The following is a 23,005-nucleotide window of genomic DNA, read 5'->3' on the forward strand; positions in this document are numbered from 1 at the left end:
GGATGAAACACGATGGTTATCAATTCATTCCTGGGACCATTCCGGAAACGGCCTTCCTCCATATTCTTACAAATCCATAAAAAAGGGACAGTCCATTACGATAATGTAATATTGTTAGTTTATAAATAACAACTGTTAACGAACAAAATAAACCCTTAGACATTTCCGGAAATCATGGTAGGATCACGCCCTGTTGCGAAAAAGTTTTTAACATCTGTGCAACTTTTTCATTATTGCGAAGTATATTATAGTCGTGAAGGGATTCATCAAACTCATCATCGTCATTGCCGTTCTCGGAGGCATCTGGTTCGCCTGGGAACAGTGGAAGGGGAACGAAGCGATCCAGGTGGACTACCAGACAGAGCCTCTTGAGAAGGGGGACCTGATGATCACCATTGACGCGACCGGCGTCACGGAACCTGATGAACTGGTGGACGTGGGCGCCCAGGTCAGCGGCATCATCATGGAGTTCGGCAAGGATCTGGACGGCAAGGTGGTGGATTATTCCAGCCCGGTGAAGGCGGGCCAGATGCTCGCGGAAATTGACAAGCTGCCCGTGCAGCTGGACGTTCAGCGTGCGGAAGCCTCCAAGGCGCAGGCCATCGCCGGAATCGCCCGCGCCAAGGCGGACATCCAGCAGGCCAAGGCCAAGCACCAGCAGGCCAGGCTGGACCGCGAACGCGCGGAAAAGCTGGGGCCAGGGGATGCCCTTTCCAAGTCCAGCTACGACCAGTACATTGCGGATGAAGAGACCGCACGCGCCAACGTGGCCGTGGCGGAAGCCTCCCTGCAGGAAGCGGAAGCTTCTCTGAAACAGGCGGAAGCCGCGCTTAAGAAGGAAATGCGCAACCTGGAATACACCACCATCCAGTCCCCGGTGGACGGCGTGGTGGTCAAGCGCCTGGTCAACATAGGCCAGACGGTGGTTTCCAGCATGAGCGCCTCCAGCCTGTTTTACATTGCCACAGACCTTTCCAAGCTGAAAATCTGGGCCGCCGTGAATGAGGCGGACATCGGCAGCATCCGCAAAGGGCAGGAAGTCCTGTTCACCGTGGACGCCTTCTCCGGCCGCAAATTCAAGGGAACAGTGGACAAGATACGTCTGGACGCCACTATGACCTCCAACGTGGTCACCTACATCGTGGACATTGACGTGCCCAACCCGGACAAGCTCCTCATCCCCTACCTGACGGCAAACGTCCAATTCGTGGTGGAGGACATCCGGGACGCCTTCCTCGTCTCCAACGCCGCGCTCCGCTTCCGTCCGGAAACGGAACTGGTCAGCGCCGAGCAGAAGGCGGCCTTTGAACGGATGCAGCCGGAACTGGCCGCTCCCGCCCAAAACGGCCAGAAGAAAAAAGCCGTGGTCTGGGAACTGCGGGACAATCTTCTTTACCCCCACCTGGTCACCAGGGGGGAAAGCAACGGCATGCTGACGGCCATCACGGGAGAAACGCTCCGGGAAGGCATGGAAATCGTCTCCACGGCGCAGATACTGAACCGCTCCGGCAACTCGGAGGACGGAGCTTCCGCCTCCGCCGGCGGGGAAAATCCGTTCGCGCCCAAGATGCCGCCGCGCCGCAAGCCGAGCACAGGCAACACGAAGGCTCCCTCCGCCTCCGGCAACGGCGGCCCGCCCCCGCCTCCCTGATCCGGGGAAACGCCTCCATCCACCCGCTCAACCATTCCTTTTTACCGCTTCAAGCACTACAACAACGTGATCCGCTTACGTGACATAACCAAGGTGTACCACCTGGGGGAAATAGACCTTCAAGTGCTCAAGGGCATCACCCTGGACATCAAGGAGGGGGAATTCGTCTCCCTCACGGGGGCTTCCGGTTCCGGAAAGTCCACTTTGATGAACATCCTGGGTTGCCTGGACCGCCCCACCTCCGGCCATTACTACATCGCCGGGGAAGACGTAGCCAAATTCAACGCCGCAGAGCGCGCCACGCTCCGGAACAAGCGCATCGGCTTCGTCTTCCAGAACTTCAACCTGCTCTCCCGCACCACCGCCCTGGAAAACGTGATGATGCCCGCCGTGTACGCCCACCCCACCCTCAGCATGAAGGCCATGCGTGAGCGTTCGGTGGAGCTGCTGAACCTGGTGGGCCTTTCCGACCGCATGGACCACACCCCGGCCCAGCTCTCCGGCGGCCAGCAGCAGCGCGTAGCCATCGCCCGCTCCCTCATCAACAACCCCAGCATCCTGCTGGCGGACGAACCCACGGGGAACCTGGACTCCACCACCTCCAAGGAAGTGCTGCACATGTTCAAGGACCTGAACCGCCGCCAGGGAATCACGGTCATCCTGGTGACGCACGACCCCAAAATAGCCGCCTTCACGGACCGGGCCATCAACATGGCGGACGGCCTCATCTGCGAAGGGATTTCCGACACGCTAAGCAAAGACGACGTATGAAATTCCTTCCCCTCCTTAAAACCTGCATCAAGGCCCTGGTGCGCAACCCCATGCGCGCGGCGCTCACCATTCTGGGCATCATCATCGGCATTGCAGCGGTGATCGCCATGGTGGAAATCGGCCAGGGGTCCACGCTCCAGATTAAAAACACCATCGCCTCCATGGGGGCGGATACGCTGAACATCCGCCCCGGCGCCATCTCCAAGAGCGGCGTCAATACCGGCGCAGGCGGCCGGGCCTCCCTGACCAACGCGGACTGCGAGGCCATCGCGAAGGACTGCCCCATGGTCCTGCGCGCCACGCCCGTAGTGCGCGCCAGCGGCCAGGTCATTTACGGCAACAAGAACTGGAGCCCGGAAACCGTGGAAGGCGGTTCCGTGGAATACCTGAAAATCAAGAGCTGGTATGACATGGACCGCGGCCAGCCCTTCTCCGAGGAAGACGTGGAGCAGGCCAGGCGCGTGTGCGTCATCGGCCAGACGGTAGCCAGGGAGCTCTTCGGGGATGAAGACCCGCTGGGCAAGGACATCCGCATCAAGAACGTCATGTTCAAGGTCATCGGCATCCTCCAGAAAAAGGGCGCCAACATGATGGGCCGCGACCAGGACGACTCCATCATCCTGCCCTGGACGAGCATCCGCTACCGCCTCCAGGGCCTGGGCGGCGGTTCCGCCTCCACTTCCTCCGGCAAATCCACCACCACCTTCAACCGGGCGGACAAATACACCGCCAATTCCGTGGATTACTACACGGAAACCACGGACCAGCCCTACACGGACGCCCCCCACCCGCGGCGCTTCAACAACATTGACTCCATCATGGCGCAGATTGCGGACCCGGAGCGCTCCTCCGAGGCGATCGACCAGATCACGGAAGTCATCCGCGCCAAGCACAACCTCAAGGACGGCCAGCTGGACGACTTCCGGGTATGGGACATGGCTGAAATGTCCCGCGCCATGAGCAGCACCACGGAGGTAATGACCAACCTGCTGATGATCGTGGCCATGATCTCCCTGGTCGTAGGCGGCGTGGGCATCATGAACATCATGCTCGTCTCCGTCACGGAGCGCACCAAGGAAATCGGCCTGCGCATGGCGGTGGGCGCCCGTCCGCAGGACATCATGCGCCAGTTCCTGCTGGAAGCGGTTCTGCTCTGCGTGGTGGGCGGCGCGCTGGGCATCGCGCTCGGCAAGGCCATCTCCATCATCGTCAGCCGCACCATGAACTGGGCCACCGCCTCCTCCCCGGAAGCCATGGCCCTGGCGGTGGGCGTCTCCGTGTTCATCGGCCTGGCCTTCGGATGGTATCCGTCCTGGAAGGCGTCCAAGATGGACCCCATCGACGCCCTGCGACACGAATAACACCTTACTTCTTCCTTTCCCATGTCATCCATGTTCAAACATCTCCCTCTCCTGGCCGCATGCTGCCTGAGCTCCTGCATGGTAGGCCCGGACTTCCGGCCGCCGGCCAACGACCTCCCCGCCGCCTGGGCGGAGAGCAGGCCCCCCCGCAGCTCTGACAAGGACCTGCGCTCCTGGTGGAACATCTTCGGGGACCCCCAGCTCAACCGCTTGGTCTCCGCCTCCCTCAACAACAATCCGGATATGAAGGTAGCCCTGCTCCGCATCCGGGAAGCCAGGGAAAGGCTCCGCGTCTCCCAGGCCTCCCTGCTGCCCTCCGCGGATGCCAGCGCCGGCTGGAGCCTGTCCCCGGACCGGGGCTTCCGCAGCTCCACCTCCCAGGACTTCACCCTGGGGGCGTCCACCTCCTGGGAGCTGGACCTCTTCGGCGGCAACCGGCGTTCCATTGAGGCCTACCGCGCCTCCCTCATGTCTACGGAAGCCTCCGCGGGCGCCGTGCGCACGGCCCTGCTGGCGGACGTCGCCACGGCCTACTTTGACTGGATCACCGCCTGCGAACAGCTCCGCATCGCCCGGGAACAGCTGGAAATCCAACGCAACACCCTCACCATTGCGGAAAAACGCTACAAATCGGAATTCGCCCCCCGCCTGGACGTGGAACAGGCCACCTCCACCGTCGCCTCCACGGAAAGCCGCATCCCGGCGCTGGAAGCACAGGTGGCCTCCGCCAAAAACCAGCTCTCTGTGCTGCTGGGCACGTACAACTCCCGCGTGGAGCTGACGCTCCCCAAAGCCTCCGTCTTTGAAAAAACGCCCGTCGTGCCGGTCGGCCTCCCCTCCGAACTCCTGCGGCGCAGGCCCGACGTCATCGCCGCTGAAGCGGACCTGCACGTGGCCGTAGCCAACGTAGGCGTAGCCGTGGCGGACCTGTACCCCCGCTTCAGCCTGACGGGATCCCTCTCCAGCCGCGGCGGAGACTTCGGCCAGCTCTTCCGGGAAAACAACAACGCGTGGTCCCTGGGCGGCAACCTGCTCCAGCCCCTGTTCCAGGGCGGAGCCCTGAGAGCCACGGTGCGCGCCCAGAAAGCCGCGGCGGAACAAGCCGCGGAAACCTACCGCAAGACGCTCATCACCGCCGTCTCCGAGGTGGAGGACGCCCTGATCGCCTACGGCAACTACACCTCCCAGATGCAATACCTGCACAAGGAAAACAACGCCAACAGAGAAGCCTTCCTTCTCTCCCGCACCCTGTACATCAACGGCCAGACGGACTTCCTGAACGTCATCACCGCGCAGCGCTCCTGGCTCAGCTCCGAGGAATCCTTGGTCACCATGAAGCAGAACATCCGCAAAGCCGTCGTGCAGCTCGCTCGCGCCCTGGGCGGCGGATGGTAAAACCTGCTCCATTAAGTAGGCAAGAATTTCCATTTCTGAAAAACGGGACTCTGATTGTTGAATAAATTGAGAATTGCCGATCTTTCGGGTCAGATTCTTGTTTTCGCATTCATTGATCCTGTAAAACTTTCCGGTTCCCGGTAAATTCAGCTACCAAATGAAATTATGATGAACCTCTTGGCCCATAGGTTTGAAGCTCCTTGCTTCTCCATTTCTACAGAAAATAAATCAAAAGGGGAAAATAATAAAATCATTTGATACGGATGCCTCATGCAACTGTAAACTGTACCTGGATTCTGTGAAATGAGAATGGAAGCAAGAATGTTCAGCAACAGGTAAAAAGAATACCGAAGCACATCAAAATCGGTTGAAGTCCGGCAACCAACAATCAGACAATCACTGTCCTTGTTATTAATTGATGAAATGCCAGGCAGAAGAGATTTGTCATCTCTTCTGCCTGTTTTTAGGAGTGTGATTACTATCTCAGGAAAAGACGGTAATATTTTTGACGTCTCCGGCGTGTTTACTTTGCTGGTTTTTGATTCATGGTAGTCGCAACTATTTCATAATTCTTAATTTAATACCATGAACAACACTTTCAACATCGGCGCCATGGACACCGTCTATCCCTTCATTCCCATGTACCCCAACGGGCAGCCCCAGGGCGACTTCCTGGTCAACGGCCTCTCCGCTCCTGTCCTTATCCCCAAACGAACTGCTTCCTCCCCCACCCGTCACGAATGGTTCGGGTACCTCAAGGTCATGGCTCCCGCCACCTGTTTTCTCCACCTCCACGCCCACTCTTCCATCTCCCTTTCCATTCCCGCCAAGGATATGGAACTCTCCACGGAGCCGGGCTCTTCCACGCCTCTCCGCCGCCAGATCCAGTTTGAACAGGGATACTACTGGTGCCATATCGTCCACCAACACCAGCCTGCCGCGGAGGACCAACAGGAGTTCTGCATTGCCCTGGTAAGCGACAAGGAAGGAGAGCCCGACCTGGACTATTACCTGCTGGCGGAAAACACGCCTGCCGGCAAGGAAGGAGAAACCGTCCTGACTCTGGTCAACCTGTACCAGGAGGTGGAAGAAGGAGATTCGTCGAGCAGTTCGGCAGGGGGAGGAGATTCGTTTGAGTTTGATCCCAAGCCCAGCAGCAGCTCGAGTTCTTCTTCCAGCAGTTCGAGCTCTTCCTCCTCCAACAGTTCGTCTTCCAGCTCCCTGCAGAGTTCTTCGGCTCCCGAGCCACCGGAGTCCTCCAGCAGCGCGCCGCATTCTTCTTCCAGTGCGTCGTCTTCCAGCAGTTCGAGTTCTTCCTCGGCATCTTCTTCCAGCAGCTGGTCGTCTTCCAGTTTCCACAGCATTTCCTTGCCGCCCCAGGAGCAGGATACATCCAGCAGCGCTCCGTCTTCCAGCTCCTCCTCGAGCAGTTCGAGTTCATCGTCTTCTTCCAGCTCGTCTTCCAGCAGCAGCTCTTCGTCATCAAGTTCTTCGAGCTCAAGCTCATCTTCCAGCAGCAGTTCAAGTTCCCTTTCCTCTTCTTCCAGCGAGCCGGACCAGGAAGAGGAACCCTGCCCCTGTGAATGTGAGTGCAATGAGGAAGGGGACGAACACTGTGTCCAGACACAGCCCACTCCGGGGGATCCCGAGGGAGAGCAGGATTGCCAGGGCAACGCCTGCATCAACCCTTCCTCCCCGGCAGGACCCACGCCTCCGGCTCCCGCCAAGTTCATCAGGACGGCACGCTCTGCCACCACTAATGCCCCGGCTTCCAGCGGCTTTTCCATGCGCTACAACCACCCCATGGCCTGGAGCGCTTCCTTCTCGGCTGACGAGCGCCGCGTCACCGTCAAGCGCCCCTCCGGAAGCCATCTCTATTTCAAAGCTAACGAGGGAAGCAGCGATGCTTCTCCCATCGGCTCTTCCAGGAAGGTCAACTACCGTGTGAGGCTTCTCAACGAAGATCTTACTCCCAACCTCCAGGGTACTCCCGCCTTCATGGACATGGTTCTTCCCGGCGGCATGGTCCTGCGCTTCTCGGCAGCCACCGGAGAGGTCGTGTCGGTCACCAGCTCTTCGGGCCATGTGATCTCTGCCGAGGAGTACTTCAGCAAGGTCCAGGTCACTTACCATCAAAACGGCTCCCTTGCCAGCGTTTATTCCCGCGCCCAGGGGTTGATGAGAAGCATTCCCGAAGGCGACAGGCTCACCCTGGAGTGGTATGCTCCCGGCAAGACCATCCCAGACGGGGAAGGCGGATTCACCGTTACCGGAGAGCCCTACAAAACGGCCGTCTATGAAACCTCGCTTGAAAACGGAGTCAAGGTCACCCATATCACCAACCGGCGCGCCGGTCAGGAGCCGCATTTCATCGAACGCCGCGAAGAAGGCAACAAGGTGACCATCGTCAAGGGGGAGGGAGAGGAGCGCATCGTTCGCACCATTGAACGCAATGCATTGACCGACTCCAAGTGGGAGCGCATTGAAACCATCCAGGGCATCAACGAGGAAGCGCCCGCCTCCTGTACCCGGACAGTGAAGAAGTATACCGACGGCGGCTGGCTGACCATCAGCCGGACGGAGGGATACAAGACCCCTCTGGCCCGGACCACCCTCTATACCTACAACGACCAGTTCCGGATGTCCCTGGAACTCAAGCCCAATGGCGGCTATACGCGCTACGAGTACGACGAGCAGGGACGAGTAGTGCTGCAGGCCTCTCCCTGGGCCGGAGGCGGTGAAAAGGGAACACGCACGACTTACGCCGACTTGCGCTTTAACGACTTCAGACCCGCCACGGAAACTGAAGTAATCATTGCCGAGGACGGGACGGAAACGGCGCTTCTCAAACGCACTTACACCTATGAAGACAGCCCGCAGGTGAACCGCACCACGGTCACGGAAACCGCGCTGGGAAGCGACCAGGTTCATACGAGTGTAGAAGAGACTTATGGGGAAGGAGCCGAATATCCCTACGCCCGGGGCAGGCAAAAGATGAGCCAGAGTATTGACGGGGTGCAAACCGTTTATACTTACGAAGCCGCCGCGGAATACGGAGCCATTCACCAGGTGACGGAGACCGTGCAGGCCAACGGAAGCATCGTTCCGGGACAAAGCACACGAAACGTGGAATACATCGCTGAAAACGGCGCCACCACCAGGAGAGAACAATACGTTCACACCGGAGAGGACTGGTCGCTGATTGCCTCGGAGGACTACGAATACGACGACGAGCAGAGGCTCATCAAGACGACCAAGGGCAACGGCAGGACCAGCACGACGGAGTGGATGTGCTGCGGCCCGTTGAGGGAAACCGACGAAGACGGCATCACCACCGGCTACGGCTACAACTCGGCCAAGCAGCTGGTGGAGACTATTCGGGCTGCGACGGAAACCACGCCCGAAACGATTATCTCCTACACGAAGGATGCGGCGGGAAGGACGATCGCCACGCGGCGTGACGTGGGTCCCATGACGGCGACGGAAAGCACGGAGTACGACGATCTGGGGCGGGTGATTTCTTCCACGGACATGCTGGGACGCACCACCCGAACCGGGTACGGCGAAGACGGACTCACCACTACCACCACCACCCCGGCAGGCGCTACGCTGATTACCAAAAAGTACTATGATGGAACCATACTCTGGCAGGGAGGAACGGGGCAAAGAGAAGTGGAGACCAAGCTGGAGTTGAGCGAAGAAGGCATCCTGACCACGACCTTGTCCAAGGGAGTTGTGCTGTCGCGGATTCTGAAAAATGGCTTTGGTCAAACCGTCCGGCAGGAACATCCCAATACCAGGGGCGGCTTTATCGTCACCAGGAACTTCTACAACGACAAAGGACAATCGGTCCGCTCTCAAACGGAGGATCTTGCTCCTACCCTCACGGATTACAACGAACTGGGGCAAGCCGTGAAGCAGACCGTTCTTCTGGATGAACTTCATCCCAATGACACCACCAGAAACAGGATATCGGAAAGTTCCTCCTGTTACCGGGTTCGGGAAGACGGCGTCTACCAGGTGCAGACTTCCACCACCTGCAACGCCGACGGATTCCCCCTCACCCAGACCACGGAAAACATGGTTTCCAGACTCAGCGCTGTACTGGAAAACAAATCCATCACCACGGACGTCTACGGCCAGCAGAACATCCAGTGGACGGAGTACACCTCTCCAACCAGGCGCACTTGGTTCAGCCGCATTCCCACTTCGGAGATCACAGCTGAATCACTGGTCGTGGACGGTTTTGAGACCAGCCAGACCGATCACGCTGGAATCCGTTCTTCACAAACCCGTTCCTACGCCTCCACGGGCATGGTTCTCAAGCACACGGACGCCAGAGGCAATGTCACCACCACGGAAACCGACCTTGCGGGACGTACTGTCAAAGTCACCGATTCTGCAGGCAACGTGACCACCAACAACTACCTGCCCTGCTGTGACAATCCCGCCTGTATCACCGATGCCCTGGTGGGAACGACCTGCTATTCCTATGACATCCGCGGCAGAAAGACAGCCGAATATGGCACCGCCATTCAGCCGGCCTGCTTCGCCTACGACGAAGCCGACCGCATAGTGGCCCTGACTACCTTCCGTGCAAACGAAGGCGACATCACTTCCGATCCTTCCGGCCGAACCGACGGAGACACCACCACCTGGCTCTATGACGAGGCCACGGGGCTGGAATTGAAAAAGACTTATGCCGACGGTTCCTGTGTTTCCAGAACCTATGACGAGCTCAACCGTCAGGAGACACTTGTCAAAGCCAGGGGGCTTGTCACAACGTATAAGTATGCTCCCTTTACAGGAGAACTCATCTCGGTTTCCTACAGCGATGGAACTTCTCCCTGGATCTTTTCATCCAACCATCTAGGGCAGATAATCTCCGTCTATGACGCTTCGGGTCTCAGGGAATTTTCCTATGACAGCTACGGCAGGATGATTCAGGACACTTCCTTTGGACAGGTGGAAAGTTCTCTTCAAGAAGAATACGATGCCCAGGGGCGTTCCAACGGATACCGCCTGATGCTCGGCACACGCACCGTGCAGCACTCCCATCTTGACTACGATTCCAAAGGCGGCATGATTGGGATGAATCTGGAAGGCATCGCTTCTCCCTTTACCTGGCAGTACGATCCAACCAGCGGCTTCCTCAACCATCTCACCTACCCCAACGGCATGGTCCGCCAAAACACCTACCATCCCACACTCAACCTCGTAACCGCTATCGGTTATAAGATGGAGGGAAATGAGGAAACAGTTGTTGGGCATAAATATCAGTACGACGCGCTGATGCGTCCCGTCCAGCTGCGGGACTCGTGGGATGCTACCACTCCTGAGACGATAAGAGATTTTACCTATAACAGCCGCAGTGAACTGCTGGAAGACCGCATCAGCCGGGGAGGAAGCTTTGCGTACTGCTATGACAACATCGGCAACCGCAAAACAGCCCGGGAACTGGAGGAAGAAGTAGCTTATGAATCCAACCGGCTCAACCAGTACACGGATATTGCCGGGGGAGAAGAAGATTTTAACCCCGTCTACGATGCCGACGGCAACCAGACCCGCATCAGGACCTCAACGGGCATATGGGAAGTGTCCTACGACGCCAACGACCGCCCCGTCGTCTTCGCCAGCCAGGATGGCAGAACAACCATCACCTGCGGCTACGACTACCAGGGCCGCCGCTTTGAGAAAAAAATCACTATCAATGCAGTTACCTCTTCTCATTCCTACTATTTATACCGAGGCTATTTACAAATAGCTGAGCTGGATCTGATGCACTCGGAAGCCATGCTGACGAGAACCCATGTATGGGATCCGACGGTGCGTACGGCTACACGCGTCCTGATGACGACCAGATGGAAAAGGGGAGTGACAACGGAAGAGAATTTTTATTTCATGCACGATGCTCGAAAAAACGTGACTTCCATTTTCGACGGCCAACGAACGCGAAGAGCCCGCTACGAGTATGCTCCTTTCGGCGCCCTGCTTACAGCGGACGGAGACATGGCACAATCCAACAAGTTCCGTTTTTCCTGCGAGTTCACAGACGATGAATTAGGGCTTGTCTACTACAACTATCGCCATCTTAATCCGCTCGACGGTAGGTGGATCAACAGGGATCCCATACGGGAACAGGCAGGACGTAATCTTTATGGATTTGTCAGCAATCATTGGGAATGGGATTTCCTGGGACTTCTTCTAACAAAGGATGATATTAATGTCACTGGAACAGATGAAGTAAATGTTATAGAAACGCCTGCTGGATTCATTCCAGAAGGAGTGGGAGAAGATTCCATATTTAAAATTCAAGCTACTGATCCCAACGTTTTTGCAAATACTCAAGTAAAAATAAACCGGGCATCAATCTCTGTTATATGTGGTAAGGCAAAAGCTGCCAAAGCAAGCCCGTGTGAAGTAAAAAGTGTTTCTCTCCAAGCCAGTGTGATTATTGTGATTAATCAGCCGGAAGATTTGACGTATTATAATATTGTTGCGGAGAATGGCATGGTTTTTAAAATTTCAAGTGACTATGTTTACAAATCTGTTGGCGCTACGAATTCCAGTGTTTATGCTCCATATGACTGGGTTTACAGTAAGGAGATGGATCATGTGAAAGATTTTAAAGCTTGGTTAGCCGGGGAGGAATTGAAAACTGCAATTGTTGAAGAATTGAGTAATGGCATTATTTATTTTTTTACCTATGGAAGTTGCAAAGAGAATGCAACTAAGCGTACTATTTCTGTTCTGGATAAGCAGTACAATACGGCAATAGCAAACACAAAAGAAACTTATGACAATGGTCCAAATGCTCCTCATACTTGGAAACGAGTGAATTATCCAGAAATTTCTGATGAGATTGCAAATATAGTGAAGGATCAAGTTGAGGGTGCTCTTTTACCAAGATAAGAAAAATGATGAAAAATAAATTCATACTGGAAATCATCTGTTTAATGCTCTTTTTTCCTATTCATGCCGGGGCATGGACAGTTCAGAATGAAATAAGAAATGACCGAACCTCAATAAGTCTACAATGGGTACAAACGTCATTTGCTGGTTGTTTTGAGAGTTTGCCCTCTTCTGTATGGAGTGAACGCTTGATTCCAAGGAAGGTTGAAGGGGAAGTGTACCTCGGTTTTTTTCTGGAGAACGTGTCTTCATCAAATATTGCCATTTCCGATGTATCTTTTGAGACGTTCGAACTTTTTCGGAAAGAAGGAAAACAGTGGGTAAGAGTCTATCCAGAGCAAAAATTAGGGCGTTGCGGAATAAGTTTGCGTGAAGAAATTGCTCCTAAGACAAAAATGATGATCTTCTTTGCCGTACCTTCTTCACTTCTTGCAAGTGGTTCGTACATGATCAAAAGCTATTGCAACGTTGAACATGACGACAACATGCTGGGCACTATATCATGGCTGACGGGAATATTTGTAATCCCCAAAATTTTGGAAATAAAAAGTTATGGGGATACAACCGGCCATGAGGGAATCTTAGAATGTACCGGCATCGTAGCTGATGAATCGTCGCGGACCCCTCAATTTTATTTGTCAGTCGTTTTAAAGAATGAGACGGATCACCCCTTACAGGTTCCTTTAACCGGGTATACGGGACCTTTGAACGTTGACATGAATTTTCGGTTGGTGGAAGTAATGGAGAATCATGAAAAAATCATCGGGGAAGCTGGCAGGGAAACAAAAAAAGAAGACAGGAAAATTCTGTTGCCGGGAGAACGTTTGTACATTCGAAGTGACGGATTTCAGAAGTATACGGCTGACGCGCACGATCGAAAATTCTTCAATCCTCTAAATTGGAAGGATTTGATTGGTAAAAGATTGAAAGTTACATCCATAAAATGGAGTTCTCAGGAATTTTCTATCAATAGACAGGGAAAGCTGGTAAAAGCGGAAGTCAAAGAATGAAATTGGAAACGGGCTTCTTCAAGAGATAAAAATAGGTTATTTTCTACTGCGGAAAGAAAAATCCAGCTTAAAATTGTTCAATCGAAAAATCTTGTCTATTCCCTTGGAGCGAATCTGGGAATTAAAAGCAAATCAAGGGACTTCATCCGCTTAATGTTTTCTATCTAGCTGCTATGGAAAAGGAAGCGGCATTGACAAGAATTATAATAAAAACGTTCTACTGGACAGCAAAAGGGACTCAACAAAATACTTCCTCACCTTAATGGAGAAGGTGGAAGACGCTCTGATTGCCTACGGCAACTACACCTCCTAGATGCAATACCTGCACAAGGAAAACAACGCCAACAGAGAGGCTTTCCTTCTCTCCCGCACCCTGTACATCAACGGCCAGATGGACTTCCTGAACGTCATTACCGCATCTCACTGCACTATCCCTTGCGGATGGGCAGCGAGATGCGCTTTTACATACCGGAATGCATCAAGACATGCTGCCGGAAAACAATGACCAGCATTGGAATTTTCATCATCCCACCCCTGTTTGAAAGAAGCATGAATAACCGTCTTACAAATATCACTATTGTTCTCCTCGCTGCCGTCTCACTCGTGGAGGGGAGCATTATCTGGCATGAAAAGAGCATCCGCCTCGATTCTCAAAAGGCTGGAACGGAAGAAAAAAGCGAGTGTGCCGACCATAGAGATGACGATTTCGTTCCGGATATTTCTTCCCAGTTTCCCCATCTCTATTTCAAAAACCAGGAAACGCAGGACTCTCTATCTGCTGAAGTAGGAACTCTTATTATTGAAAGAACCCAATCCAGACAATCCGCTGAAAATAGGGAATATGCCGAGACGGAGACGCATTTTATCAATCCCAATGAAACCGCTCATCTTCCTCCGGAAATAAAAAATACGTCTGTCTTATCCATTCTCTGGACATCCGACTCCGTCACCACCAAAACGGAAGAGAATTCTCTTTTCATGGAAATCGGCAAAAAATCATTATCCCCTTTGAAACTAACACTCACCCTAAGGGCCAAAGACGGAATGGGCCGGGAATGGAAACTGGCATGGGTGAAAGCAAATGAAGATTAACCTGATATCCGCCGCATCAGGAACACAAGCTCCCGTCAAATCATGTAACAGCCACTGAGGCGCGAATAGGACTCTATTACCATACGGAAAAAGATCATCACACATATATAATAATGAAAACCTTTAAAACGATAGCTTCACACAGGACGGAATATGAACATCCCATCAAATTGAAAAAGGGGGAAAGCGTTACGCTGGGGGAAAGAGCTCCGGAGGAAAACTGGAAGGACTGGATATGGGCGGAAAACAGTAAAGGGACAGGAGGCTGGGTTCCCGTTCAATTGATTGACTTTCCGGGAGACGGAACGCGGGGAACGGTGCTGGAAGATTACAGCGCCAGGGAATTGGACGTAGACCCGGGGGAAGATATCCTCAAGATCAGGACGCTGAACGGGTGGACGTGGGTCCGGAGAACAAGCGACCGGGAGGAAGGCTGGATACCCAATGAGACCATTGGAGAGGGAGCGGCGCAGGCTTCCGAAAACAACCGTACTTGAAAGAGACGGCGCATACGGAAAATCTCCCTCCTACTCAGGAAGAACGGTTTTTCTTCCTCTGTCCTCCGGTTCTTTCCGGGAGAAAGGTCAGGCCCCCGGCCTCTCCTCCATTTCCTTCATCACTGCGCTGATAAGGTTCCGGGTCTTCACGCCGGGCAGCACGTTCAGGTCCATGCGGTTCATCGCGTAGCCGAAGGAGAGGCCGCAGACCGGGTCCGCAAAGGCGTGGGAGCCGCCCGCCCCGGCGTGCCCGAAGCCGCCGGAACCGAACAGGCGGCGCAGCTTGCGGCCCGTGACGGGATCCGCGGGATCGTGCATGAAGCCGCAGGAAAAGGCAGTGGGCGTTTTCAGGGTCAGGTCCGGGCCGTCAATGACAATGTCCTGCATCCAGCCGCGCACGGCGGAAGGGAATATCCGTAGTTCATCCAGCCCCAGGCAGGCCTGGTAGAATTGCGCCATGCCGCGGGCGGAGGCCACGCCACCGAATGCCGGGGCTCCGGACGTCCACGCTTCCGGCGTGTTCATCTGGCGCACGCTGTTCAGGCCTGTCAGGGTGTTGAACGCGCGGTTCACGGGCGTTCCCTTCTTCATGTATTCCTGATAAAACGGCGTGCCCATGTTGGACATGTCCATCTTGCCGGGGTACAAGGTCGCCACCCGGCTGAATTCGGATTCCGGCAGGCGGATGTAAAAGTCCAGGTCCAGCGGCGTACGGATGTATTCCTCCCAGTAACGCCAAAGGCGTTCCCCGGTCAGGCGCAGCATGAGTTCATCCAGCATCACGCCGTAGGTATGCGGATGGTAGCCGTGCTCCGGGGGCTGCCACGCCGGAACGGTTTCCTCCAGGGCGCGCACGCAGTCCTCATGGTCAAACACGCTGGCCGTCCGGGAAAAGGCTGCCAGGCCGCACTGGTGGGACATCATCTGCGCGATGGATGCGTAAGGCAGCGGGAATTCCGGCCACAGTTCCCCCATGCTCATCTGCGGTGAGGCTCCCTGCCGGTGCAGGGCCAGCAGCAGGGCGGCGGAAGAGGCTCCCTTAGTAGCGGAGTAAACGGGCACCAGCGAGTGTTCCGTCCACGGGCGCGTTTCATCCGCTACGGCAAACCCGGAATGAAGGGAAACGATTTCCTTTCCGTCCTTCCAGACGGAAACGGAGGCGCCCAGTTCCCCGTAGTCACGGAAGTTCCTTTCAAACGCTTCAACTATCTGACGGTCACTGTTCATCCCCTTAAACACCCCGTCGCTACCTCCGGAGTCCGGGCGGAAGGTTACTCCCCCCGGTCATGTAAAGCAAGCCCCGGCCCTGCCTTGAAAAAGACCCCTGAAACAGAGGGCGGGAGCCCATAGAACGCGGCAGAAGGAAAGTTTTCCGGTACCTTGCATCTTCCACTTCCTCCTGGCGCAGCCTCCTGAGTCCTCCGGGGCCAGCCACTCCGGCATCAAGGGAGAGGAGTTGCAGGCAAAAGAAAAAGCGCATCAGACACGGGAGAAGAAGCAGTTTTCCATACGATTTCCCCCTTCCAGCGATGGCATGCTGCTCGCATCATGCCTCCCGCGCCGTACTTCACCCAGCTTTGATTTCATGAAGGGCCAGCACCAGCAGCCGGCTGCCTTCCACCCTGAATTTCACCTCCCAGCCGGAAAACAGGAGGCCGTAAACCCGTTCCGGATCGTCCTGGTACTGCGGGCGCGGATCCAAGGCCAGCGTATCCGCCAGCGCTTTCCGTTCCTCCGGGGTCATGGTGCAGCCAAGAGCGGCGGGGATTTCCACGTCCAGCCGTTCATAGGGAACAGCCGTAAATCCTTCCGAAGCCTCCGGAATGCAGTCCGCCAGCGGAACATATGGCTTGATGTCCAGAATGGGCGTGCCGTCCACCAGATCCACGCCGGAAAGGTGCAGCACCGGGCCATCCTGCGGGTGCAGTTCCACCTTTTCCAGCCTGACGGCGGACAGGCCGATGGGGTTGGGACGGAACGGCGCGCGCGTGGCGAACACGCCCATGCGCACGTTGCCCCCCAGCCGCGGAGGCCGGACCGTAGGGCTCCATCCCTCGTTTACGCTTTCACTGAATACCCAGATCAGCCACAGGTGGGAAAACCCTTCCAGGCCGCGGACGGCATCCGGATGACGGAACGGCGGCTCAAATACCAGCCGCGCACGCGCACCCGGAACCAGCCCGCTCTGGCGCGGTACGCCGAACTTGTCCGGATAACACGTGCTGACGCGGGCGACAGGATGCAAGCGGCAGTTAATAGCTAATAGTTAATAATTAACAGTCTCCGGTCTTTCTGCGTTACGCTTTCGTCAGAAGCAGTGGAGCTGTTCTCCGAGCACTACGGCTTCCACCTTCCCTTTCAGGGTTTTGCCCAGGAAAGGGGTGTTCCGGGCGCGGCTGCGGAGCGTTTCATCCGTGACGGGCGTTTCACCCTCCGGGTCAAACACCACCAGATTGGCCGGAGCGCCTTCTTCCAAAGAAACGGGAGCCAGCCCCATGAGCCTGCGGGGAGCGTCACTGCAGGCGCGCGCCACCGTCTGCCAGGACATTTTCCCGGGTTCCACTAGATACTGGTAAATGGCGGGCAGGAACGTATCCAGCGCAATCATGCCCTGCGGCGCGACGACGAAGTCCTGAAGCTTGGAGAACGGCGTGCAGGGCGTGTGGTCGGAGACGATGCAGTCAATGGTGCCGTCATTCACCGCGGCGATCAGGGCGTCCACGTCCGACTGCCCGCGCAGGGGCGGGAGCGTCTTGTAGTTGGTATCGTAGCGGCCCACGTCTTCATGCGTGAAGAGAAGGTGGTGGAGCGCCGTTTCCGCGCTCAGCCCGGCGGTCACCGGTTTGCAGCGGCGCAGGATGTCCACGCTGCCGGCGGTGGAAACGGTCTGGACGTGCAGGGAGTTGCCCGTCTCCACGGAAAGGCGGATGATGGTTTCCATGCCTATTTCCTCCGCGCAGGAGGGAGAGCCCGTCAGCCCCAGGCGGTAGGAGGTGGTGCCCGGGTGCATGGTGGCCTTGGCCGTCAGGGACGGCACGTCCCCCCGCAGGGCGAAGGTGAGGTTCAGGTTGCTGGCGTACTGCATGGCGCGGTACAGCAGCAGCATGTTGTCCGGCGTGCGGTCCCCGTCCGTGATGAAGCGCACGCCCTTGGCGCGCAGGGAGTCATAGGAGGCCTGCTCTTCCCCGCCGTCCCCCTTGGTCAGGCAGCCGGAGGGGATGACCTCCACCAGCGCGTCCGTGCGGCATATTTCCATGAACGTGGTGATCTGGGCGGCATTGTCCATCACGGGATCGGTATCCGGCATGGCCATCAGGCCGGTCACGCCGCCATGCAGGGCCGCCGCGGTAGCCGTGGCCACGCGCTCCTTGTCTTCCCGTCCGGGCTGGCACAGGTGGGCGTGAAGGTCAAACAGGCCGGGCAGAACCAGCTTTCCGGAGGCGTCTAGCACCTTTTCTGCGGCATCCTCCGGGAGCGTCCCGGCGGGGGCCTTTGCGGCGATTACCCCTCCGGAAACCAGAAGATCCACCGGAGCGGAACCGTCCGCCGTCCGGGCATTGCGAATAAGTACGGAAGTTTTCATGAGCAATCAGTGCTGGGTTTGCGGGGTGAGATGGTAAAGGATGGACATGCGGCAGGCGATGCCGTTTTCCACCTGCCGGTTGATCAGGCAGCGCTCATAATCCATCGCCAGGTCGCAGATTTCCACGCCGCGGTTGACTGGGCCGGGGTGCATGATATACAGGCCTTCATCTGAAATGCGCTTCAGGCGTTCTTCCGTGACGCCGTAAATCTTGTTGTATTCCCGGGCGCTGGGGAAGAAGGGGGCGTCCTGCCGCTCCTTCTGCACGCGCAGCAGGTAAATCACGTCCGGCTTCCAGGCGAACGCCTCGTTGAAATCGGAAAAGCGCGGGATGCCGGAGTGCTCCGTGCGCGGCACCAGGGAGCCCGGCCCCAGGTAGGCCACTTCCATCCCCAGCCTCTTCATCAGCAGGGAAGTGGAGCGGGCCACGCGGGAATGCAGGATGTCCCCCACGATGAGCACGCGCTTGCCCCTTACCTCCGGAAACACCTCCCGGATGGTGAAGGAGTCCAGCAGCGCCTGGGAGGGATGGGCATGGGCCCCGTCCCCGGCGTTGATCACGCTGGCGCAGGTATGGCGCGCAATCACATTCGGCAGGCCGCTGTTGTAATGGCGCACGATCACGTAATCCACCTTCATGGCCTGGAGCGTGGCGATCGTGTCCTGCACGGATTCCCCCTTCACCACGGAAGAGGTGGACACCGTGAAGTTGGTCACGTCCGCGGACAGGCGTTCCGCCGCCACCTCAAAGGAGGAGCGGGTGCGGGTGCTGGGCTCATAAAAAAGCGTCAAAACGGACTTCCCTTTCAGGGCAGGCACCTTTTTGACGCTTTTGGTGAAGAGCTCCTTCATCGGACCGGCCGAATCCAGCAGCGTATGAATTTCCTCGTCAGTCAACGAGGAGATGTTGAGAAGGTCCTTGCGGGGATTCATGGAAAACGGGTAATGGATTGAAAAGTGTCTAGTGGGAGGAGATGATTACGCGGTCCTCGCCGTCGGCCTCCTTCATGCTCACGATGACCTTGGCTCCGGCGTGGTCCAGCACATGGCCCGTGTAATCCGGCTGGATGGGCACTTCCCGCCCTCCGCGGTCAATCAGGCACGCCAGTTCAATGCGGGCCGGGCGGCCGTAGTCGAAGAGGGCGTTCAGGGCCGCGCGCACGGTGCGGCCCGTGTAGAGGACGTCGTCCACCAGCACCACCCTCATGTCATCCGTGGAAAACGGCAGGTTGGAGGAACGGAGGGAGGGGCGGGCCTCCAGCTTGAAAATGTCATCCCGGTACAGGGAAATGTCAATGGCGCCGTACTGGGCTTCCACGCCCAGCTCCTTCACCTTGTCCACCAGCCTCCGGGCGATGACGTCCCCCTGGCTGAGCAGGCCGACGATGGCGAGCGGTTCCCCGGGAAAGCGGGCCACGATGCCGTGGGCCATGCGCTCCAGCGCACGGGAAATCCCCGGGCCGTCCAACACGATTTCCTGTGACGGAGGAGGAGTCATCTGATGGGAAAGGAGTGAACGTTACAGGCCGGCCAGCTTCAGGATGCGGTGGGCGGCCATGGCGGCATTGACGGGGGTCTTCTTGTGCAGGCCCACCGTGGTGCAGGGCACTCCGCCCGGGCACTGGGCGATCGCCAGCAGGGCGTCAATGCCGTTCAGGGGGCCTCCGGGAACGGGCACGCCGATGACCGGAAGGGAGCAGCTCATCACCACCACGCCGGGAAGGGCGGCGGACAGCCCGGCCACAGCCAGAATGACGGCCTTTTCCCCGCTGGCTTCCAGCTCACCCAGGAACTTGACCAGCTCCGGGAGGTCGCGGTGGGCGGACAGGACGGTTTCTTCATACGGAACATTCTCCTGCGCAAAATACTCGCGGGCGGGTTCCATAAAGGGCTTATCATTCGGGCTGCCGTAGATGACGATGACTTTCATGGCTGTGTGTGCGGTTGTGAAACTTGCAGATTATGGCCCCAAGCCCCCTGCCCTGGCAAGACTTAACCTTCAAAAAAAACGGCGGGGGCCGCGGGCGTGAAGGATGCCCGGACGGAGGCGCAAAAACTCCGGAACGGCCTCACCGGGCACACGCCTTTTCCCCCATTTCACCCATCTCTTTCATGGTCTGCCTGTGAAACCGCCTCTTCCCCTGTTCCGCGTCTCCACTGCCCGGAGCTTCCGGAAGGGTCTCCCGCATCCTCCGGAATAACCGCCTTGCCTGACTCAAGGTCCTTTTTCCACTGGTAAAGGCGCTTCAAAAGGTCAGGGGCGCTTTCCCCCTCCCTCTTCATCGTCCCACGGTCCAGCCAGTCAATCAACGCATTCATGGAGCGGCCCAAATCATATTGATGGTCAAACCGTTCCCTGGCCTCGTCCAGACTGGCCATGAGATTCTGCACAACGGATATGTCTTTCCGGGAAAAATCTCCCTTCCAGTATTCATCCACCATCTTCAGGACGTCAATATACGACTCCCGGAAATCAGGCGGACATTCCGCCTCAAACCGTTCCGGCATGAGGTCAAACATGCTTTTACTCCTGTCACCGGACGGAGTTCCCCGTTCCAGGGAAATAATTTCACAGCACAATTCAAGCATGACACGGTACTTGAGGATAGCCGCGCGGGCTTTCCTGAACTGCTGCACTTCCAAATCCACATTCGGCATGAGCGGTTCCACAACGTCCTGTCCGCTCAATACGCCACAACCGCATCCCCATGCCATACCCGCCAGGGAAAACCATTTGAATAATTTCATCGCCTTTTCAGCGGTGAAAACCTTTTTTCTTTCCCGCACCGGAAACAGCAACAAGCCCAGCCTTCTCATCCTTCCTTCCTCTCTTGGGATATAAACTCCACAGGAACAGCCAGTTTCCCGGACTCCAAATCCTTCTTCAACCGGAGCAAATCCTTCAGGAATATTTCAGGGGCATCATTCCTTTTCCCGGTCTCCAACCGCTTATCAAGCCATTCATTGGACAAATAAATCGCTCGTTCTATTCCATACCGCTCATCCAGGCGTTTCATCACAGCCTCTATCGCAGCACATTCCTTTTTCCCTTGCGGCGTCTCCATCCATTCGGGATTTTCATTCAACGCGGCTTTTATTTTTTCCACATGCTCCATCCATTCTTTCCGGAACATCTCCGGACACCCGGCTGAAATATTTTCAGGAAGCAGATTCAGCAGCCGCTTGCAAAGCAGCCCCGCATTAACATTTCCCTTAATATCAGATTCCAGGATGGCAATCCGCCCGCACAAGGTCCAGAAAAACATGTACCTGGCAACGGCGGCACGTTCCCGGGCAAATTCCGGCGTCTGCCGGTACCTGTCCACATTCGGCATGGAGGGTGACGCCACATCCTGCCCCTGCGCCATTCCCAGGCAGCAGCCCGCCAAGCCTGCGGCTAAAATCAGCTTGATCATTAGTTGATAAGAGCATCTGCCGGGGATAAAGTCCATCCTTATTCCTCCTTCTCCCCACACTTTTTCTCCGGAGAGACAGCCCCTTCTTTTTCCGGAGGAGGAAGACTGCGTTCCACATCCTCCATCTGCTCCATCAGGGCCGTGATGAGCGCTTCCCGGTCTGTGGCCGCTTTCATCTGCCTTCTGAGCTCCCGGTCCACCTGCTGAAACCTTTCGGAAAGCGGATACCGGGAAACGACGGGAAGCAGCAATTCATTGCATGCCTTAACATAAACGCCGTACTCCCGGATCAATTCCTTTCCCGCCAGCTTCTCTTTTTCCATACGCTGAAGAAAGGCCTTGCTCATGGCATCCACCAGCCAAAACACCTTGCGGTAATCCGGGGGACATTCCTCCACCAGTCTGACGGGAACGGCTATGTACGATTCCAAAAAAGCGCGGTGCACGCCCTCCATCGGCATCCGGTCCAGCAGCGGCGCCCTTTTCTCCAGATACAGCATGCTCCACATCATGAGCCGGATAATGGCGTCCCGGTCCCTGAACAGTTTTTCCTCCGCACTCTGCGCCTCCCGCACGGACGGTTCCTGCGTAAAAGCAACATCCTGCCCCCGCACCATTCCCAGCCAGCATGCCCATGCCAGAACTGCACAGAAAACTACATTCAGCATCATCTTATCAATCCGGTTTCTTCTTCCATTCCTTCATTTTCCCCTGGAATTTTCAGCTTTCCGGCAATCAGGTCGTCCTTCATTCGTTGAAGCGCCTTCATGCGCTCCTCCCTGTTCAATCCTATCACCTTGCTTTCCAGCATCCGGAAAAAAAGAGAACTGCGTTCCCTCAAACGGTATTTTTCCATCATGGGAGCATTCATTTCATTGCATCGGTTGCAATATTACTTAAAAACCTTGTCGAATTGTTCATCATCCATTTTTTCCGTCTTCATCCTGTCCAGCAGTCTGGCGGATTCTTCCCTGCACGCCTCAAAGGTTTTCCGGTAATCAGGCGGGCACAACTCCAGCATCCGGGGAGGCGGCGCAGAGTTCATGCGAACAATCATGGCGGCCACGATTTCCCGTGTCTCCCGGCCTTTCATCTCCAGCCTTATCATCGTTCCCAGAACGCATCCCAGCATTTCCACCCGGTCAATGGCTTGCTGATACCGTTCCAGGGCCTTCCCTTCCTCCGTCTCCAAATCCACGTTCGCCATGGAAGGCGCCGCCACATCCTGGGACATGGCGGGGAACGCCGTCAGGAATGCAGAAACCACCACCCGCCGGAACAGACTTAACATGAAACCACGTTACAGGAGCCCTTCAC

The 23,005-nt window shown here is 56.4% G+C and carries 20 protein-coding genes; 9 read left to right on the forward strand and 11 right to left on the reverse strand.

Annotation, left to right across the window (positions count from 1 at the left end):
* The first annotated feature begins 253 nt into the window (after positions 1 to 253).
* The 8 genes from M8N44_RS07330 (at position 254) to M8N44_RS07365 (ending at position 14,689) form a co-directional block, all read left to right on the forward strand.
* Complete coding sequence (locus M8N44_RS07330) at positions 254 to 1,651, forward strand: efflux RND transporter periplasmic adaptor subunit (protein WP_022396972.1); 1,398 nt, start codon at positions 254 to 256, stop codon at positions 1,649 to 1,651.
* A gap of 66 nt (positions 1,652 to 1,717) precedes the next feature.
* On the forward strand, positions 1,718 to 2,422 hold the full coding sequence (locus M8N44_RS07335; RefSeq protein WP_022396971.1) for an ABC transporter ATP-binding protein: 705 nt from the start codon (positions 1,718 to 1,720) through the stop codon (positions 2,420 to 2,422).
* Positions 2,419 to 3,783 (forward strand): ABC transporter permease, encoded by a 1,365-nt coding sequence (locus M8N44_RS07340; RefSeq protein WP_022396970.1) that lies wholly within the window; start codon positions 2,419 to 2,421, stop codon positions 3,781 to 3,783. Before M8N44_RS07335 ends, M8N44_RS07340 begins: the two co-directional genes overlap by 4 nt.
* Before the next feature lie 30 nt (positions 3,784 to 3,813).
* Complete coding sequence (locus tag M8N44_RS07345; RefSeq protein ID WP_022396969.1) at positions 3,814 to 5,178, forward strand: efflux transporter outer membrane subunit; 1,365 nt, start codon at positions 3,814 to 3,816, stop codon at positions 5,176 to 5,178.
* 585 nt (positions 5,179 to 5,763) lie between these two features.
* Positions 5,764 to 12,090 carry an RHS repeat-associated core domain-containing protein gene (locus tag M8N44_RS07350; RefSeq protein WP_249853070.1) on the forward strand — a complete coding sequence of 2,109 codons (6,327 nt, stop codon included), beginning with the start codon at positions 5,764 to 5,766 and terminating at the stop codon, positions 12,088 to 12,090.
* Between the two features lie 5 nt (positions 12,091 to 12,095).
* The gene (locus M8N44_RS07355; protein ID WP_102733189.1) at positions 12,096 to 13,100 is read left to right on the forward strand and encodes a hypothetical protein; all 1,005 of its coding nucleotides are present in this window, start codon (positions 12,096 to 12,098) and stop codon (positions 13,098 to 13,100) included.
* A 501-nt stretch (positions 13,101 to 13,601) separates the two neighbouring features.
* Entirely contained in the window at positions 13,602 to 14,192 is a 591-nt protein-coding gene (locus M8N44_RS07360; RefSeq protein ID WP_102729122.1) for a hypothetical protein, read from the forward strand.
* A gap of 113 nt (positions 14,193 to 14,305) precedes the next feature.
* Positions 14,306 to 14,689 carry an SH3 domain-containing protein gene (locus M8N44_RS07365; protein WP_102721088.1) on the forward strand — a complete coding sequence of 128 codons (384 nt, stop codon included), beginning with the start codon at positions 14,306 to 14,308 and terminating at the stop codon, positions 14,687 to 14,689.
* An 87-nt stretch (positions 14,690 to 14,776) separates the two neighbouring features.
* Here M8N44_RS07365 and M8N44_RS07370 read toward each other — a convergent pair whose 3' ends face one another.
* The 8 genes from M8N44_RS07370 to M8N44_RS07405 form a co-directional block, all read right to left on the reverse strand.
* Positions 14,777 to 15,916 (reverse strand): serine hydrolase domain-containing protein, encoded by a 1,140-nt coding sequence (locus M8N44_RS07370; protein ID WP_102729123.1) that lies wholly within the window; start codon positions 15,914 to 15,916, stop codon positions 14,777 to 14,779.
* 340 nt (positions 15,917 to 16,256) lie between these two features.
* Positions 16,257 to 16,934: a tRNA (N6-threonylcarbamoyladenosine(37)-N6)-methyltransferase TrmO gene (gene tsaA, locus M8N44_RS07375; RefSeq protein ID WP_102729125.1), complete on the reverse strand. Its 678-nt coding sequence runs from the start codon at positions 16,932 to 16,934 to the stop codon at positions 16,257 to 16,259.
* A 63-nt stretch (positions 16,935 to 16,997) separates the two neighbouring features.
* Positions 16,998 to 18,272, reverse strand: a complete 1,275-nt coding sequence (locus tag M8N44_RS07380) for a dihydroorotase (protein WP_146021205.1) — start codon at positions 18,270 to 18,272, stop codon at positions 16,998 to 17,000.
* Between the two features lie 6 nt (positions 18,273 to 18,278).
* Entirely contained in the window at positions 18,279 to 19,205 is a 927-nt protein-coding gene (locus tag M8N44_RS07385; protein WP_022397465.1) for an aspartate carbamoyltransferase catalytic subunit, read from the reverse strand.
* A 28-nt stretch (positions 19,206 to 19,233) separates the two neighbouring features.
* A complete protein-coding gene (gene pyrR / locus M8N44_RS07390; protein ID WP_102721084.1) occupies positions 19,234 to 19,770 on the reverse strand; it encodes a bifunctional pyr operon transcriptional regulator/uracil phosphoribosyltransferase PyrR in 537 nt (178 codons plus the stop codon).
* Between the two features lie 21 nt (positions 19,771 to 19,791).
* Positions 19,792 to 20,202: an AIR carboxylase family protein gene (locus M8N44_RS07395; protein ID WP_022397467.1), complete on the reverse strand. Its 411-nt coding sequence runs from the start codon at positions 20,200 to 20,202 to the stop codon at positions 19,792 to 19,794.
* A 167-nt stretch (positions 20,203 to 20,369) separates the two neighbouring features.
* Positions 20,370 to 21,020: a hypothetical protein gene (locus M8N44_RS07400; protein ID WP_146018228.1), complete on the reverse strand. Its 651-nt coding sequence runs from the start codon at positions 21,018 to 21,020 to the stop codon at positions 20,370 to 20,372.
* Positions 21,021 to 21,085: 65 nt separating this feature from the next.
* The gene (locus tag M8N44_RS07405) at positions 21,086 to 21,388 is read right to left on the reverse strand and encodes a hypothetical protein (protein WP_215709488.1); all 303 of its coding nucleotides are present in this window, start codon (positions 21,386 to 21,388) and stop codon (positions 21,086 to 21,088) included.
* 115 nt (positions 21,389 to 21,503) lie between these two features.
* Here M8N44_RS07405 and M8N44_RS07410 point away from each other — a divergent pair, with 115 nt between their 5' ends.
* Positions 21,504 to 21,695 carry a hypothetical protein gene (locus M8N44_RS07410; protein WP_215709487.1) on the forward strand — a complete coding sequence of 64 codons (192 nt, stop codon included), beginning with the start codon at positions 21,504 to 21,506 and terminating at the stop codon, positions 21,693 to 21,695.
* Positions 21,696 to 21,726: 31 nt separating this feature from the next.
* Here M8N44_RS07410 and M8N44_RS07415 read toward each other — a convergent pair whose 3' ends face one another.
* The 3 genes from M8N44_RS07415 to M8N44_RS07425 are packed head-to-tail and all read right to left on the reverse strand — an operon-like array spanning position 21,727 to position 22,979.
* Positions 21,727 to 22,359, reverse strand: a complete 633-nt coding sequence (locus tag M8N44_RS07415; RefSeq protein ID WP_022397470.1) for a hypothetical protein — start codon at positions 22,357 to 22,359, stop codon at positions 21,727 to 21,729.
* On the reverse strand, positions 22,356 to 22,547 hold the full coding sequence (locus M8N44_RS07420) for a hypothetical protein (protein WP_146021207.1): 192 nt from the start codon (positions 22,545 to 22,547) through the stop codon (positions 22,356 to 22,358). The genes M8N44_RS07415 and M8N44_RS07420 overlap by 4 nt, the downstream gene beginning before the upstream one ends.
* A gap of 33 nt (positions 22,548 to 22,580) precedes the next feature.
* Positions 22,581 to 22,979, reverse strand: a complete 399-nt coding sequence (locus tag M8N44_RS07425; RefSeq protein WP_102729129.1) for a hypothetical protein — start codon at positions 22,977 to 22,979, stop codon at positions 22,581 to 22,583.
* Positions 22,980 to 23,005 lie beyond the last annotated feature (26 nt).

The sequence above is a fragment of the Akkermansia massiliensis genome (assembly GCF_023516715.1).
In the GTDB taxonomy this organism is placed as follows: Bacteria; Verrucomicrobiota; Verrucomicrobiia; order Verrucomicrobiales; family Akkermansiaceae; genus Akkermansia; species Akkermansia massiliensis.